This window comes from Streptomyces sp. NPDC053426, assembly GCF_055585405.1.
The window spans coordinates 104,508-119,754 of the sequence record NZ_JBVJKE010000022.1; the positions used below are offsets into that span (position 1 = coordinate 104,508).

General features: G+C 72.6%; 15 protein-coding genes and 1 pseudogene. 10 read left to right on the plus strand and 6 right to left on the minus strand.

Annotation, left to right across the window (positions count from 1 at the left end; translation table 11 throughout):
- Positions 1–82 precede the first annotated feature (82 nt).
- Both ACZ62B_RS33585 and ACZ62B_RS33590 read right to left on the minus strand, forming a co-directional pair.
- A complete protein-coding gene (locus ACZ62B_RS33585) occupies positions 83–2,425 on the minus strand; it encodes a Tex family protein (protein ID WP_344558853.1) in 2,343 nt (780 codons plus the stop codon).
- Positions 2,426–2,530: 105 nt separating this feature from the next.
- The gene (locus tag ACZ62B_RS33590; RefSeq protein ID WP_256923486.1) at positions 2,531–2,662 is read right to left on the minus strand and encodes an LPFR motif small protein; all 132 of its coding nucleotides are present in this window, start codon (positions 2,660–2,662) and stop codon (positions 2,531–2,533) included.
- 155 nt (positions 2,663–2,817) lie between these two features.
- Between ACZ62B_RS33590 and ACZ62B_RS33595 the strand changes: the two genes are divergently transcribed.
- Together ACZ62B_RS33595 and ACZ62B_RS33600 are read left to right on the plus strand one after the other, a co-directional pair.
- Complete coding sequence (locus ACZ62B_RS33595) at positions 2,818–3,819, plus strand: GlxA family transcriptional regulator (RefSeq protein ID WP_344558857.1); 1,002 nt, start codon at positions 2,818–2,820, stop codon at positions 3,817–3,819.
- A gap of 10 nt (positions 3,820–3,829) precedes the next feature.
- On the plus strand, positions 3,830–4,465 hold the full coding sequence (locus ACZ62B_RS33600) for a DJ-1/PfpI family protein (protein WP_344558859.1): 636 nt from the start codon (positions 3,830–3,832) through the stop codon (positions 4,463–4,465).
- On the opposite strand, the gene ACZ62B_RS33605 is transcribed toward ACZ62B_RS33600, so the two are convergent.
- Complete coding sequence (locus ACZ62B_RS33605; protein WP_468724879.1) at positions 4,452–5,207, minus strand: enoyl-CoA hydratase/isomerase family protein; 756 nt, start codon at positions 5,205–5,207, stop codon at positions 4,452–4,454. The genes ACZ62B_RS33600 and ACZ62B_RS33605 overlap by 14 nt on opposite strands.
- A gap of 102 nt (positions 5,208–5,309) precedes the next feature.
- On the opposite strand from ACZ62B_RS33605, the gene ACZ62B_RS33610 reads away from it, so the two are divergent.
- Both ACZ62B_RS33610 and ACZ62B_RS33615 read left to right on the plus strand, forming a co-directional pair.
- Entirely contained in the window at positions 5,310–5,972 is a 663-nt protein-coding gene (locus ACZ62B_RS33610; RefSeq protein ID WP_344558863.1) for an HdeD family acid-resistance protein, read from the plus strand.
- Positions 5,973–6,109: 137 nt separating this feature from the next.
- On the plus strand, positions 6,110–6,571 hold the full coding sequence (locus tag ACZ62B_RS33615) for an ATP-binding protein (RefSeq protein WP_344558865.1): 462 nt from the start codon (positions 6,110–6,112) through the stop codon (positions 6,569–6,571).
- Between the two features lies 1 nt (position 6,572).
- Here the strand turns inward: ACZ62B_RS33615 and idi are convergent, their stop codons facing one another.
- The 3 genes from idi to galE form a co-directional block, all read right to left on the minus strand.
- Positions 6,573–7,166 (minus strand): isopentenyl-diphosphate Delta-isomerase, encoded by a 594-nt coding sequence (gene idi, locus ACZ62B_RS33620; protein ID WP_344558867.1) that lies wholly within the window; start codon positions 7,164–7,166, stop codon positions 6,573–6,575.
- Between the two features lie 158 nt (positions 7,167–7,324).
- The gene (locus tag ACZ62B_RS33625) at positions 7,325–8,263 is read right to left on the minus strand and encodes a cation diffusion facilitator family transporter (RefSeq protein ID WP_344558876.1); all 939 of its coding nucleotides are present in this window, start codon (positions 8,261–8,263) and stop codon (positions 7,325–7,327) included.
- 147 nt (positions 8,264–8,410) lie between these two features.
- Positions 8,411–9,382: a UDP-glucose 4-epimerase GalE gene (galE, locus tag ACZ62B_RS33630; protein WP_344558878.1), complete on the minus strand. Its 972-nt coding sequence runs from the start codon at positions 9,380–9,382 to the stop codon at positions 8,411–8,413.
- Positions 9,383–9,667: 285 nt separating this feature from the next.
- Here galE and ACZ62B_RS33635 point away from each other — a divergent pair, with 285 nt between their 5' ends.
- The 6 genes and pseudogenes from ACZ62B_RS33635 to ACZ62B_RS33660 form a co-directional block, all read left to right on the plus strand.
- Complete coding sequence (locus ACZ62B_RS33635; RefSeq protein WP_468724887.1) at positions 9,668–11,488, plus strand: DUF5941 domain-containing protein; 1,821 nt, start codon at positions 9,668–9,670, stop codon at positions 11,486–11,488.
- Entirely contained in the window at positions 11,485–12,237 is a 753-nt protein-coding gene (locus ACZ62B_RS33640) for a phosphocholine cytidylyltransferase family protein (protein WP_344558881.1), read from the plus strand. The genes ACZ62B_RS33635 and ACZ62B_RS33640 overlap by 4 nt, the downstream gene beginning before the upstream one ends.
- On the plus strand, positions 12,225–13,286 hold the full coding sequence (locus tag ACZ62B_RS33645) for an iron-containing alcohol dehydrogenase family protein (RefSeq protein ID WP_344558892.1): 1,062 nt from the start codon (positions 12,225–12,227) through the stop codon (positions 13,284–13,286). Before ACZ62B_RS33640 ends, ACZ62B_RS33645 begins: the two co-directional genes overlap by 13 nt.
- 13 nt (positions 13,287–13,299) lie before the next feature.
- Positions 13,300–14,043 (plus strand): CDP-alcohol phosphatidyltransferase family protein, encoded by a 744-nt coding sequence (locus ACZ62B_RS33650; RefSeq protein WP_344558894.1) that lies wholly within the window; start codon positions 13,300–13,302, stop codon positions 14,041–14,043.
- A gap of 8 nt (positions 14,044–14,051) precedes the next feature.
- Positions 14,052–14,924 carry a glycosyltransferase family 2 protein gene (locus ACZ62B_RS33655; protein WP_085573197.1) on the plus strand — a complete coding sequence of 291 codons (873 nt, stop codon included), beginning with the start codon at positions 14,052–14,054 and terminating at the stop codon, positions 14,922–14,924.
- A 100-nt stretch (positions 14,925–15,024) separates the two neighbouring features.
- A pseudogene (locus ACZ62B_RS33660) lies at positions 15,025–15,247 on the plus strand (ABC transporter permease); the annotation flags it as partial.

Here is a 15,247-nt window from a genome sequence, read left to right on the forward strand (position 1 = left end):
GGGCGGCACGGGTGGGCGCGGGCGGCACCCGGCAAGCACCGGCCCGCGCACCCACCCCCGCCCAGCCCCGACGAGGGTGCGCCTACGCCAGCCCGGCCCGCCGCAGCGCGTCAGCCATCGCCCCGTTGGCCGGAGCAGGCGCAGCAGACTGCCCCTTCCCTCCGGAACGCCCCTGCTGCCGCTGCTTCGGCGGCCGACCCCCCTGCCGCTCCCCGCGCTGCCCCCGCTGCTCCCCCTGAGCCGCGGCCTCGTCGTCCAGCCGCAACGTCAACGAGATCCGCTTCCGCGGGATGTCCACATCGAGCACCTTCACCTTGACGATGTCCCCCGGCTTCACCACATCCCGCGGATCCTTCACGAACGTCTTCGACATGGCCGACACGTGCACCAGCCCGTCCTGGTGCACACCGACGTCCACGAACGCCCCGAACGCGGCCACATTGGTCACCACGCCCTCGAGCACCATCCCGGAGGCCAGATCGGAGATCTTCTCCACCCCCTCCTTGAAGACGGCGGTCTTGAACGCCGGACGCGGGTCCCGCCCCGGCTTCTCCAGCTCCTTCAGGATGTCGCCCACGGTCGGCAGACCGAACTTCTCGTCCACGAAGTCCTCCGGCCGCAGCGACCGCAGCACCGCCGTGTTCCCGATCAGCGCGGCGACCTCCGCCCCGGAGGACTTCACCATCCGCCGCACCACCGGATACGCCTCCGGGTGCACGCTGGACGCGTCCAGCGGATCGTCACCGCCGCGGATCCGCAGGAAGCCCGCACACTGCTCGTACGCCTTCGGGCCGAGCCGCGCCACCTTCTTCAGTTCGCCGCGCGACCGGAAGGGACCGTTGTCGTCCCGGTGCGCCACGATGTTCTCGGCGAGCCCGGACGTGATGCCGGAGACCCGTGCGAGCAGCGGCGCCGACGCGGTGTTGACGTCCACACCCACGCCGTTCACACAGTCCTCCACCACCGCGTCCAGCGAACGCGACAGCTTCACCTCGGACAGGTCGTGCTGGTACTGGCCGACGCCGATCGACTTCGGGTCGATCTTCACCAGCTCGGCCAGCGGGTCCTGGAGCCGCCGCGCGATCGACACCGCGCCGCGCAGCGACACGTCCATGTCGGGCAGCTCCTGGGAGGCGAAGGCGGAGGCCGAGTACACGGAGGCGCCCGCCTCGGACACCATCACCTTGGTCAGCTTCAACTCGGGGTGCTTGGTGATGAGTTCACCGGCGAGCTTGTCGGTCTCGCGGGACGCCGTGCCGTTGCCGATCGCGATCAGTTCGACCGCGTGCTCCTTCGCCAGCCGCGCCAGCCTGGCGATCGCCTCGTCCCACCGGTTGGCCGGAACATGCGGATGGATCACGTCCGTGGCGACGACCTTGCCGGTCGCGTCCACCACGGCGACCTTCACGCCCGTACGGAAACCGGGGTCGAGGCCGAGCGTCGCGCGCGTACCGGCCGGGGCGGCGAGCAGCAGGTCGCGCAGATTGGCCGCGAAGACCCGCACCGCCTCGTCCTCGGCCGCCGTACGCAGCCGCAGCCTCAGGTCGATGCCGAGGTGCACCAGGATGCGCGTGCGCCAGGCCCAGCGGACCGTGTCGCCCAGCCACTTGTCGGCCGGACGCCCCTGCTGGGAGATCCCGAACCGGCCGGCGACGATCCCCTCGTACGACGACGGGCCGTCCACCGGCTCCTCCGGCTCCAGGACGAGGTCGAGGACCTCCTCCTTCTCGCCGCGCAGCATCGCCAGGATCCGGTGCGAGGGCAGGTCGGTGAACGGCTCGGCGAAGTCGAAGTAGTCGGAGAACTTCGCGCCCGCCTCCTCCTTGCCGTCACGCACCTTCGCGGCCAGCCGCCCGCGCACCCACATGCGCTCGCGCAGCTCGCCGATCAGGTCGGCGTCCTCCGAGAACCGCTCGGTGAGGATCGCCCGCGCGCCGTCCAGGGCGGCCTGGGGATCGGCGACCCCCTTGTCGGCGTCCACGAACGCGGCGGCCGCGGCGAGGGGCTCGACGCCCGGATCACCGAGCAGCCCCTCCGCCAGCGGCTCGAGACCCGCCTCACGCGCGATCTGCGCCTTGGTGCGCCGCTTGGGCTTGTACGGCAGGTAGACGTCCTCCAGACGCGCCTTGGTCTCCGCGCCCCGGATCCGTGCCTCGAGTTCGTCGGTGAGCTTGCCCTGCTCGCGCACCGACTCCAGGATCGCCGTCCGGCGCTCCTCCAGCTCCCGCAGATAGCGCAGCCGCTCCTCGAGCGTGCGCAGCTGCGCGTCGTCGAGCATCTCGGTCGCTTCCTTGCGGTAGCGGGCGATGAAGGGCACGGTCGAACCGCCGTCGAGCAGCTCCACCGCGGCCTTGACCTGCCGCTCCCGTACGCCGAGCTCCTCGGCGATCCTGCCTTCGATGGACCCTGTCAGGGGTGTCGTCACGTTCCCGTACCGCCTTCTCCGCTGAGGTTGCGCGGCAATTGTGGCAGGTGGCGCCGACAATCGGGGATCAGGGCGGCGACTCGCCCGGGGACCGCACGGGCGGCGTCAGGCGCGACGGCCCCGGGCGGTGGACGAGGCCCCGCCGAACAGCCTGGCGAGCGCCCGGAACGGCAGGGTCACTACGGTGGCGACGGCCCCGCCGATCTGGCGCAGGACATCCGCGATGGCACGCAGCACGTGTCTCTCCTTCCGTCTCCCGGCCCCGTCGGCCGGGTCTGACTGCGTGTACCTCGTCCACGCTTCAACATGCATGCCGTCCCGGTCCGGGCATGGCAGGAAAGGTGGGGAACGCGTCGTTGCGGCCATGCCGGGCGCCGCCAAGAATCGACGGCATGGCGCAGCGAACCGTTCTCGTCGTCCTCTTCGACGGCGTGCAGAGCCTCGATGTCACCGGTCCCGTGGAGGTCTTCGCGGGCGCCGAGCAGCACACCCCGGGGACGTACCGGCTGAGCACCGCCTCGCTGGACGGCGCTCCCGTACGCACGACCAGCGGGCTGACCGTCGTACCGGACGGGGCGCTGGCCGACGCGCCGGAGCCGCACACGCTGCTGGTGCCCGGCGGCCGGGGCACCCGCAGGCCCGACCCGCGGCTGACCGACTGGCTGCGCCGGCACGGGCCGCGCGCCGAGCGGCTGGTCTCCGTCTGCACGGGAGCGGCCCTGCTCGCCGGGGCGGGGCTGCTGGACGGCCGCCGGGCCACCACGCACTGGGCCTACTGCGACACGCTGGCCCGCAACCACCCGGCCGTCGAGGTCGATCCGGATCCCATCTACGTCCGGGACGGCCAGGTCGCCACCTCCGCCGGCGTCACCTCGGGCATCGACCTCGCGCTCGCCCTGGTCGAGGAGGACCTGGGCCGTCAGGCCGCGCTCACCGTCGCCCGGCACCTGGTGGTGTTCCTGCGCCGGCCCGGGAACCAGGCCCAGTTCAGCGCCCAGCTCGCCGCCCAGACCGCGCGGCGCGAGCCGCTGCGCGAGGTCCAGCTGGGGGTACCTCCCACGCCCTTAAGGCAGTGGGGGAGGATCACCGAGCACCCCGGCGCCGATCTGAGCGTCGAGGCGCTCGCCGCCCGCGCCGCCCTCTCGCCGCGCCACTTCGCCCGTGCCTTCCACACCGAGACCGGCATGACACCGGGCCGCTACGTCGACCGGGTCCGCCTCGAACACGCCCGCCGCCTGCTGGAGGACACCGGAGACGGTGTCGAGGAGATCTCCCGCGCCAGCGGTTACGGCACCCCCGAGGCGATGCGGCGCGCCTTCGTCCGCACCCTCGGGACGTCACCGGCGGAGTACCGCCGCCGCTTCCGGTCCGCTCCCGCACCCACCCACACCTGAAAGGACCCCGATGCAGATCGCCATCGTCCTCTTCGACCGCTTCACCGCCCTCGACGCGGTGGGCCCCTACGAGACCCTCAGCCGTCTCCCGGACGCGGAGACCGTGTTCGTCGCCGAGCGGACCGGGCCCGTGCGCACCGAGACCGGCGCGCTCGCGCTCACCGCCGACAAGACCCTGGAAGAGGTGCCGAGCCCGGACGTCGTCGTCGTACCCGGCGGCCCCGGACAGACGCCCCAGATGGAGAACGGGACCCTGCTGGAGTGGCTGCGCGCCGCCGACGCGTCCAGCACCTGGACGACGTCCGTGTGCACCGGATCCCTGCTGCTGGCCGCCGCCGGACTCCTCCGGGGGCGCCGGGCCACCTCCCACTGGCTGGCACTCGACCACCTGAAGCGGTACGGCGCCGAGCCGACCGGGGAGCGGGTGGTGACCGACGGCAAGTACGTCACCGCGGCCGGTGTCTCCTCCGGCATCGACATGGGGCTCACCCTGCTCGGCCGGATCGCCGGCGACGAACACGCCCAGGCCGTCCAGCTGCTCACCGAGTACGACCCGCAGCCGCCCTACGACGCCGGCTCCCCGCAGAAGGCGCCCGCGCACCTCGTCGAGGAGTTCCGGTCGAACAGCCGCTTCATCCTGACGTAGACACGTTCCAGGTGAAGCGGGGCGGCCGGCGCTCCAGGAACGCGGCGACGCCCTCCGCGGTGTCGCCGCTCTCCCCGGCCCGCTCGCTCCAGTACGCGTCCCGGTCGGTGCGGCCGTTCGCGAACTCCTTCGCCGCCGCCTGCGTCAGCCGCGACCGGGACGCCAGGATCCGGGTGAACTCGGCGACCCGCTCGTCCAGTCCGCCCCCGGGCAGCACCTCGTCCACCAGACCGGTGCGCAGCGCCCGCCCGGCCTCGATCAGCTCGCCCGAGAACAGCAGGTACTTGGCGGTGGCCGGGCCGACCAGGGAGACCAGCCGCCGGGTCGCGGAGGCCGGGTAGACGATGCCGAGCTTCGCCGGGGTCACCCCGAACCGCGCCCCCTCCTCGGCGAACCGCAGATCGCAGGCGGCCGCGAGCTGTGCCCCGCCGCCCACGCAGTGCCCGCGGACCGCCGCCAGGGTCGGCTTGGGGAAGGCGGCGAGCGCCTCCTCCGCCGCCACGGCCAGCCGCTGTGCCTCGAGCGGCGACCCCCGGAGCGTGGAGATGTCGGCGCCGGCGCAGAACGTCCCGCCCTCACCGGTGAGCACCAGCACCCGTACGTCCGGGTCGGCCGCCAGCGTTTCCAGCAGCGGCGGCAGGGAACCCCACATCGCGGCCGTCATGGCGTTGCGCTTCTCCGGATGGCGGATGACGACCGTGGCGACGTGCTCGGTGACGCCGTGCAGCAGCTGGGGCTCCATGCGCCGGATGCTATCCGCCCCGGCCGGCGGGGACTTCACCCGGCGGGGGCCGGGCGGACGGCGGAGACTGGGAAGAGGGGAAACGGGAGCGAGGAGGCAGTCATGGCCAAGTCCACCAAGCCCCAGGGCGAGGCCGCGAAACTGAGCCGCGGCTTCAGCTGGCTCGCCGTACTCGGCGTGGTCCTGGTCGTCGCGGGCCTGGTCGGCCTGATCTACACCGGCCTCGCCACCCTGACCTCGATGCTGCTGTTCGGCTGGCTGCTGCTGATCGGCGGCCTGGTCGGACTGCTGCACGCCGTCCAGGCGCGGCACACCAACTTCTTCTGGCTCGGCGTGGTCGTCGCGGCCCTGAACATCGCGGCCGGCGTGGTCGTCCTGAAGACACCGGAGGCCGCGGCCGAGGCGCTCACCATGTTCGCCGCTCTGCTGTTCCTCACCGGCGGGGTGTTCCGCCTCGTCGGCAGCTTGGTGGTGCGCGGGCCGCAGTTCGGCTGGACGCTGGTGCAGGGCGCCTTCGGGCTGCTCCTGGGCATCCTGGTGCTGGCCACCTGGCCCAGCAGCAGCCAGTACGTCATCGGTACGTTCTTCTCCCTCTCCCTGCTCTTCGACGGGCTCGGCCTGATCGCCACCGGCTACGGCGGACGCCGGATCGTCGGCATGGTCTCCGACCGCCTGGCCGGCGAGAAGGCGGCCCCGGCGCGGGCGCCGGGGGAGGAGCCGCACGGCGGTGATCACCGGGCCGCCAAACCCGTACAACCCGAATAGTTCGCCGACCCGGCACAGGGCGGACCGGAACGGTCCCGCAAGCGACCGTGTCATACGCGGACGGTCGGAAACGCTCGATATCCGCTGTTTTCTGTTCAGGGGCGGGGTGCGGGGCCGACGGGCCCAACACTCGACGTGTGGTGACAATCGAGCGTGAGAGCGGCGATCCGCTGCCGTACGAAGGTGTCTGGCGATTCACCGCCCCGGCCGTCGACGCCTCGGTCCCGCAGGCCCGCCACGCCGTGCGGGACCTGCTGCTGCGCCAGGGGGTGCCGGTCGCGGACGACATCGTGCAGGGACTGCTGCTGATCGTCTCCGAGCTGGTCACCAACGCCGTACGGCACGCGGCGCTGCTGTCCCCGACGCTCGCCGTCGAGGTCGCCGTCGGCGCCGAGTGGGTCCGGGTGTCCGTGGAGGACAACCACCCCTACCGGCCCACCGCCCTGGAGACCGACCACGGCCGCACCGGCGGCCGCGGACTGCTCCTGGTGCGGGAGATCGCCCGCGAGGCGGGCGGAGCGTGCGACGTCGAGCACACCGCCACCGGCGGCAAGGTCATCTGGGCCGCCCTGCCGCTCAAGCCCACGCAGGTTCCCTAGGTCACCAGCCCGCCGACGGGCCCGTCAGTTCGCGGACCGCCGGGCGGGCCGCGTCCAGGACGGTCGGGAACCAGGCCGAGAAGGTGTCCTCCGCGTGCCGTTCCGCCAGCTCCGCCGGGGTCACGAACGCGGTGGTCGCCACCTCCTGCGGGTCCGGCCGCGGCGGGGACTGCACCATGCCGACGAAGAGGTGGTTGTACTCCTGCTCCACCAGGCCCGAGGCCGGGTCCGGGTGGTTGTAGCGGACCGTGCCGGCCTCGGCGAGCAGCGACGGGGAGACGCCCAGCTCCTCGAAGGTCCGCCGGGCCGCCGCCGCGAACGGGGCCTCACCGGGGTAGGGGTGACCGCAGCAGGTGTTGGACCACACACCGGGGGAGTGGTACTTGCCCAGCGCCCGCTGCTGCAGCAGCAGCCGCCCGTGCTCGTCGAACAGGAACACCGAGAACGCCCGGTGGAGCTGCCCCGGCGGCTGGTGGGCGGCGAGCTTCTCCGCCGTGCCGGTCGTCACGCCGTCCTCGTCGACCAGTTCCAGCAGGATCGGCTCGGCGGCGCCGTTCGACGGGCTGTTCGTCGCGGTGGCAGGTGTGATCGGCATACCCATCCTTCACTCGGTCTTCGCGCCCCAAGTCTGCCGCACGAATCCGGCACTCCCGGCACTCCTCGACGCGCCCGCATGTCCCCGGGGCGCCCGCACGGGGGCGGAAGGCCGCGTACTGCGGCGCGTCGGCGCGCGGCGGCGCGCGTGGACCGGCCCTAATGGCACAGACGCGCCTCGTGCTCCGCGTGCCCGCCGGGCTCCAGCTGGAAGGTGCAGTGCTCCACGTCGAAGTGGGCGCCCAGGCAGTTCTGCAGCTCGTGCAGCATCTTCTCGTGCCCGATGGTGTTCAGGACGTCGGAGCCGACGACGACGTGCGCGGAGAGCACCGGCATCCCCGAGGTGATCGTCCAGGCGTGCAGGTCGTGCACGTCCTCCACGCCGTCGGTGGCGAGGATGTGCTCCCGCACCCGGGCCATGTCCACGCCCTTGGGCGCCGCCTCCAGCAGGACGTCCAGTGTCTCGCGCAGCAGCTTCGCGGTGCGGGGCACGATCATCAGCGCGATCAGCAGCGAGGCGATCGGGTCGGCGGCCGTCCAGCCGGTGGTCAGGATCACCAGCGCGGACAGCATCACCGCGACCGAGCCGAGCGCGTCCGCCGCCACCTCCAGGAAGGCGCCGCGCACGTTCAGGCTCTCCTTCTGCCCGCGCATCAGCAGGGTCAGCGACACCAGGTTCGCGACCAGGCCGATCGCGCCGAACACCAACGCCAGGCCGCCCTTGGTGTCGGCCGGGGTGACGAACCGCTCGATCGCCTCGTACAGCACGTAGCCGCCGACGCCGAGCAGCAGCACACAGTTGGCCAGGGCGGCGAGGATCTCCGCGCGGGCGAGGCCGAAGGTGCGGTGCTCGCTCGGCGGGTGGCCCGCGAAGTGGATCGCGAGCAGCGCCATGCCCAGGCCCAGGGCGTCCGTCGCCATGTGGGCCGCGTCCGTGACCAGCGCGAGCGAGTCGGCCAGCACACCGCCGACGATCTGGACCACCATGACACCGAGCGTGATCGCCAGCGCCACCCGCAGCCTGCCGCGGTACGCCGCGCTCGCGGTACCGCCGGCGGGCGCGCCGTGCGCATGCCCGTGGTCGTGTCCAGCCCCCATGAAACAGCCCCTTCCCGTGACCCCGTCCGGATCACAGTGAACTACGGGGAGGGGGTATCCGCAACGCGGCACTGAACACCGTTGTCATGTGCCCTGACCTGCGCAAACGATGCGCAGGTCAGACGGTGGACGACAGTCGCGCGGCGCTCAGCGGCCCTGGTGCAGCAGCCACCCCCGCCACGCCGACTCGATCATCTCCCGCACCGAGTGCCGGGCGGTCCAGCCGAGCCGCTCGGCCGCGCGGGCGGCCGACGCCACCGCGCGGGGCGCGTCGCCCGGGCGGCGGCCCTCGACGAGCGGGGCCCGGGTGTCGCCGGTGACCTCGCCGATGACCGTGATCAGCTCGCGCACCGAGACGCCCTCGCCGCGGCCGATGTTCACCGTCAGGTCTCCCGAGAGGTCCCCCTCGGACAGCCTCCGGGCCGCCGCCAGGTGAGCCCGGGCCAGATCGGCCACGTGGATGTAGTCACGGACGCACGTGCCGTCCGGTGTCGGGTAGTCGTCGCCGAAGATGCGCGGGGCCTCGTCGCGGGTGAGCCGGTCGAAGACCATCGGCACGATGTTGAAGACACCGGTGTCGGCCAGCTCCGGCACCGCCGCCCCCGCCACGTTGAAGTAGCGCAGGCACACCGTGTCGATGCCGTGCGCCCGGCCCGCCGCCCGGACCAGCCACTCCCCGGCGAGCTTGGTCTCGCCGTAGGGGTTAGCCGGGGCGCAGGGCGCGTCCTCCGTGATGAGGTCCACACCGGGGTCGCCGTACACGGCCGCGGACGAGGAGAAGACGAAGCGGCCGACCCCGGCGTCGGCGACGGCGTCCAGGAGCGTCCCGAGGCCCCCCAGGTTCTCCCGGTAGTACGTGGTCGGGTGCGCCACGGACTCGGCGGGCTGCTTGCGCGCGGCGAGATGCACCACTCCCGTCACCCCGTGCTCCGCGCACACCCGCTTCAGCAGCTCGCCGTCCAGCGACGATCCCCTGACCAGCGGGACGTCGGCGGGCAGCCGCGCCGGTACCCCGGCCGAGAGGTCGTCCAGCGCCACGACCCGCTCCCCGGCACCGGTCATGGCCCGCGCCACATGTGCCCCGATGTAACCGGCCCCGCCGGTGATCAGCCATGTCATGGTCGCCCACCCTATGCCGAGCGGACCCGTCGGCCCCCAATGGGTGGACTCGGGTCAAATGCCCGTTCTGGTACGGCGGTTTGTGGGCCGGGCCCCGCATCACCGATGATGATCGCGGCGGAGGCGCGGGCGAACCATGCCGATCCAGCCGTCGAACAGGCGGTGAACACGGGCTTCCGGACATCCGATAACCTCTGCCGACATGCCGCCCGGAGGTACCGCACGGGCGCCTCATCGTGTACATGACCGGCGTCGACGCGTCGGCACCCAGGGAGTGAGATTCGGTTGTCGACCGCCATCCTCACCGGCCAGCCGGTCCCCGGTTCGTCACTCGAGGGCGATCTGCGCTCCCTCGGCTTCGACGTGCGGACCGCGTCCGGTATCGCCGAGGCCGGGGCCCTGCTCGCCGGGGTGCCCGCGGGACAGCGGGTCGCCGTGGTCGACGCCCGCTTCGTGGGCCACGCGCACGCGCTGCGCCTCGGCCTCACCGACCCCCGCTTCCCGCTCTCCGCGATCCCCGGCGCCGTCACCGCCCAGCCGGCCGGCCGCCAGGCCCTGATCCGCGCGATGGCCCGCGAGAACTCCGCGGCCGGCGCCGGACCGGCCGGCGCCACCGTCCTGGCCGACAGCCCCGCCGACCGCGTCGTCACCGCCCTCGACGCCGAGGGCGCCGACGTGCACCGCCCCGAGCTCGGCAGCCTCGTCGCCACCGTCCCCGGCGACCCCCAGACCCGCAACGAGGCCCGGCAGGCCGTCGCCGCCGTCGACGACGAGGCCGTACGCCTGAAGTCGGCCGTCAAGGCCCGCGACGGCTTCTTCACCACCTACTTCATCAGCCCGTACTCGCGCTACATCGCCCGCTGGTGCGCCCGCCGCGGACTGACCCCCAACCAGGTCACCACCGCGTCCCTGATCACCGCGCTCATAGCCGCCGGCTGCGCCGCGACCGGCACCCGCGGCGGCTTCGTCGCCGCCGGCGCGCTGCTCCTCGCCTCCTTCGTGCTGGACTGCACCGACGGCCAGCTCGCCCGCTACTCCCTGCAGTACTCCACCCTCGGCGCCTGGCTCGACGCCACCTTCGACCGCGCCAAGGAGTACGCCTACTACGCGGGCCTCGCCCTCGGCGCGGCCCGCGGCGGCGACGACGTGTGGGCCCTCGCCCTCGGCGCGATGGTCCTGCAGACCTGCCGGCACGTCGTGGACTTCTCCTTCAACGAGGCCAACCACGACGCCACGGCCAACACCAGCCCCACCGCCGCCCTCTCCGACAAGCTCGACAGCGTCGGCTGGACGGTCTGGCTGCGCCGCATGATCGTCCTGCCGATCGGCGAACGCTGGGCGATGATCGCCGTCCTCACGGCCGTCACCACCCCCCGGATCACCTTCTACGCCCTGCTCGTCGGCTGCGCCTTCGCCGCGACGTACACCACGGCGGGCCGGGTCCTGCGCTCGCTGACCCGCAAGGCGAAGCGGACCGACCGGGCGGCACGGGCGCTCGCGGACCTCGCCGACTCCGGCCCGCTCGTCCAGGCCCTCACCGGCCCGCTGAAGAACCCCGCGCGGCGCCTGCCCGGCTTCACCGCCCCCGCCGTCGCCCTGCTCGGCGGCCTCGCCGTCGTCGCCACGGCCCTGCTCACCGGCTTCGGCGGCCCCTGGACGATCGTCGCCGCCGGCGGCTACGTCCTGACCTCCGCCCTCGCCGTGGCCCGCCCCCTCAAGGGCGCCCTCGACTGGCTGGTCCCGCCGTTCCTCCGCGCCGCCGAGTACGGCACCGTCCTCGCGCTGGCGGCGAAAGCGGACGTGAACGGAGCCCTTCCCGCGGCCTACGGGCTGGTGGCCGCGGTCGCCTACCATCACTACGACACGGTCTACCGCATCCGCGGCAACGCGGGCGCGTCCCCGCGCTGGCTGGTGCGGGCGATCGGGGGGCACGAGGGCCGCACGCTCGCGGTCGCCGTCCTGGCGGCAGTGCTCACCGCCTCACAGTTCACGGTCGCGCTCACGGTCCTCGCCGTGGCCGTGGCCCTGGTGGTGCTCGTCGAGAGCATCCGCTTCTGGGCGTCCGCAGGGGCGCCCGCCGTACACGATGAAGGAGAACCCGCATGATCGGCCTCGTGCTGGCGGCCGGCGCCGGACGGCGTCTGCGCCCCTACACCGACAGCCTTCCCAAGGCGCTGGTGCCGGTGGGGCCCGCGGGCATAGAGGGCGAACCGACGGTCCTGGACCTCACCCTCGGCAACTTCGCCGAGATCGGCCTGACCGAGGTCGGGGTCATCGTCGGCTACCGCAAGGAGGCCGTCTACGAGCGCAAGGCCGCCCTGGAGGCGAAGTACGGCCTCAAGCTCACCCTCATCGACAACGACAAGGCCGAGGAGTGGAACAACGCCTACTCCCTGTGGTGCGGCCGTGACGCCCTCAAGGACGGCGTGATCCTCGCCAACGGCGACACCGTGCACCCGGTCTCCGTCGAGAAGACCCTGCTCGCCGCCCGCGGCGACGGCAAGAAGATCATCCTCGCGCTCGACACGGTCAAGCGGCTCGCCGACGAGGAGATGAAGGTCGTCGTCGACCCCGCCAAGGGCATGACGAAGATCACCAAGCTGATGGACCCCGCCGAGGCCACCGGCGAGTACATCGGCGTCACCCTCATCGAGGGCGACGCCGCCGACGAGCTGGCCGACGCGCTGAGGACCGTGTGGGAGACCGACCCGCAGCAGTTCTACGAGCACGGCTACCAGGAACTGGTGAACCGCGGCTTCCGGATCGACGTGGCGCCGATCGGCGACGTCCAGTGGGTGGAGATCGACAACCACGACGACCTCGCCCGCGGACGGGAGATCGCGTGCCAGTACTGACCCGGCTGATCCCCTCGCCGGTCGTCGTGGACATCCGCCCGGGTGCCCTCGACGACCTGGGGTGTGTCCTCGCCGACGAGCGCATCTCGCAGTCCGGCCGGCTCGCCATCGCCGTCAGCGGCGGCTCGGGCGCCCGGCTGCGCGAGCGGATCGCGCCCTCGCTGCCCGGCGCCGACTGGTACCAGGTCGGCGGCGGCACCATCGACGACGCGGTCCGGCTGGCGAGCGACATAAAGGGCGGCCACTACGACGCGGTCGTCGGCCTCGGCGGCGGGAAGATCATCGACTGCGCCAAGTTCGCGGCGGCGCGCGTCGGCCTGCCCCTGGTCGCCGTCGCCACCAACCTCGCGCACGACGGTCTCTGCTCGCCGGTCGCGACCCTCGACAACGACGCGGGCCGCGGCTCCTACGGCGTACCGAACCCGATCGCGGTCGTCATCGACCTCAATGTCATCCGCGAGGCCCCGGTCCGCTTCGTACGGTCCGGCATCGGCGACGCCATCTCCAACATCTCCGCCGTCGCCGACTGGGAACTGGCCCACAGCGTCAACGGGGAGAAGATCGACGGCCTGGCCGCCGCCATGGCCCGGCAGGCCGGCGAGGCGGTGCTGCGGCACCCGGGCGGGGTCGGCGACGACGGCTTCCTCCAGGTGCTGGCCGAGGCACTGGTCCTCACCGGCATCGCCATGTCCGTCTCCGGCGACTCCCGCCCCTCCTCCGGCGCCTGCCACGAGATCAACCACGCCTTCGACCTGCTCCACCCCAAGCGGGCCGCCGCCCACGGCGAGCAGTGCGGACTGGGCGCCGCCTTCGCGATGTACCTGCGCGGCGCCCACGAGGAATCGGCCGCCATGGCCGAGGTGCTCCGCCGCCACGGACTCCCGGTGCTGCCGGAGGAGATCGGATTCACACCGGACGAGTTCGTCCGGGTCGTCGAGTTCGCTCCGGAGACCCGCCCCGGACGCTTCACCATCCTCGAACATCTCGACCTGAAGACCGAACAGATCAAGGACGTCTACGCCGACTATGTCAAGGCCATCGGTAGCTGAACTCCGTCCGGTCGTGCACCCCCCGGGGGTCAAGGACCGGCGCAGCGGTGAGCACTGGATGGGGCGCCTCTACATGCGCGAGGTGTCCCTGCGGGTGGACCGCTACCTGGTGAACACCAGGGTCACGCCCAACCAGCTCACGTACCTGATGACCGTCTGCGGTGTCCTCGCGGCCCCGGCGCTGCTGGTGCCGGGGATCACGGGGGCCGTCCTCGGCGTGGTCGCCGTCCAGCTCTACCTGCTGCTGGACTGCGTCGACGGCGAGATCGCCCGCTGGAGGAAGCAGTACTCGCTCGGCGGCGTCTACCTCGACCGGGTCGGCGCCTACCTCACCGACGCGGCCGTCCTGGTCGGCCTCGGCCTGCGCGCCGCCGACCCGTGGGGCAGCGGACGGATCGACTGGCTCTGGGCCTTCCTCGGCACCCTGGCCGCGCTCGGCGCGATCCTGATCAAGGCCGAGACCGACCTCGTCGGCGTCGCCCGCCACCAGAACGGGCTGCCGCCGGTGAAGGAGGCCGCCGCCGAGATGCGCTCCTCCGGCATGGCGCTGGCCCGCCGGGCCGCCGCCGCGTTCAAGTTCCACCGCCTCATCCTCGGCATAGAGGCGTCCCTGCTGATCCTGCTCCTCGCGATCGCGGACGCCGCCCGAGGCGACCTGTTCTTCACCCGCCTGGGCACCGCCGTCCTCGCCGGCATCGCCCTGCTGCAGACCCTGCTGCACCTGGTGTCCGTCCTCGCCTCCAGCAGGCTGAAGTGAGCGCCGGCATGAAGGTCGGCGCGGTGATCATCACCATGGGCAACCGCCCCGACGAGCTGCGCGCCCTGCTGGACTCGGTGGCCAAGCAGGACGGCGACCCGGTCCAGGCCGTGGTCGTCGGCAACGGCTCGCCCGTCCCCGAGGTCCCCGAGGGCGTCCGCACCGTGGAACTGCCGGAGAACCTCGGCATCCCCGGCGGCCGCAACGTCGGCATCGAGGCCTTCGGCCCCGGCGGCACCGACGTCGACATCCTGCTCTTCCTCGACGACGACGGTCTGCTCGCCGGCCACGACACCGCCGAGCTGTGCCGCGAGGCCTTCGCGGCCGACCCGGCGCTCGGCATCATCAGCTTCCGCATCGCCGACCCGGAGACCGGCGTCACCCAGCGCCGCCACGTGCCCCGGCTGCGCGCCTCCGACCCGATGCGCTCCTCCCGCGTGACCACCTTCCTCGGCGGCGCCAACGCCGTACGCACCAAGGTCCTCGCCGAGGTCGGCGGGCTGCCGGACGAGTTCTTCTACGCCCATGAGGAGACCGATCTGGCCTGGCGGGCCCTCGACGCCGGCTGGATGATCGACTACCGGTCCGACATGGTGCTGTACCACCCGACCACCGCCCCCTCGCGGCACGCGGTCTACCACCGCATGGTCGCCCGCAACCGGGTCTGGCTGGCCCGCCGCAACCTCCCCGCGCCCCTGGTCCCGGTCTACCTGGGCGTCTGGATGCTCCTCACCCTGCTGCGCCGCCCCTCGCGCCCCGCGCTGAAGGCGTGGTTCGGTGGGTTCCGGGAGGGCTGGGCCACCCCCTGCGGACCCCGCCGGCCCATGAAGTGGCGTACGGTGTGGCGGCTGACCCGACTGGGCCGGCCCCCCGTCATCTGACAAGCTCGTATCCGGGAACATCGGGGCCGTACCCAGGCTCTCCGGCTCATGTCAGGCCCGCCCGCGGGCCGCGCATCTCGAGGACGAAAGTTTTCCACCAGTGAGTGAGACCACGCACGACGGCACGGTCGCGGTCACCGCGCCCGTGCCGCCCGACGAGGGCCTGACGGCGGACCGGCTCGCCGCCAAGTACGGGCTGTCCGTCAGCGGCGCCCGGCCGTCCCTCATCGAGTACGTCCGTCAGCTCTGGGACCGGCGGCACTTCATCCTCGCCTTCTCCCGGGCGAAGCTGACCGCCCAGTACAGCCAGGCCAAGCTCGGCC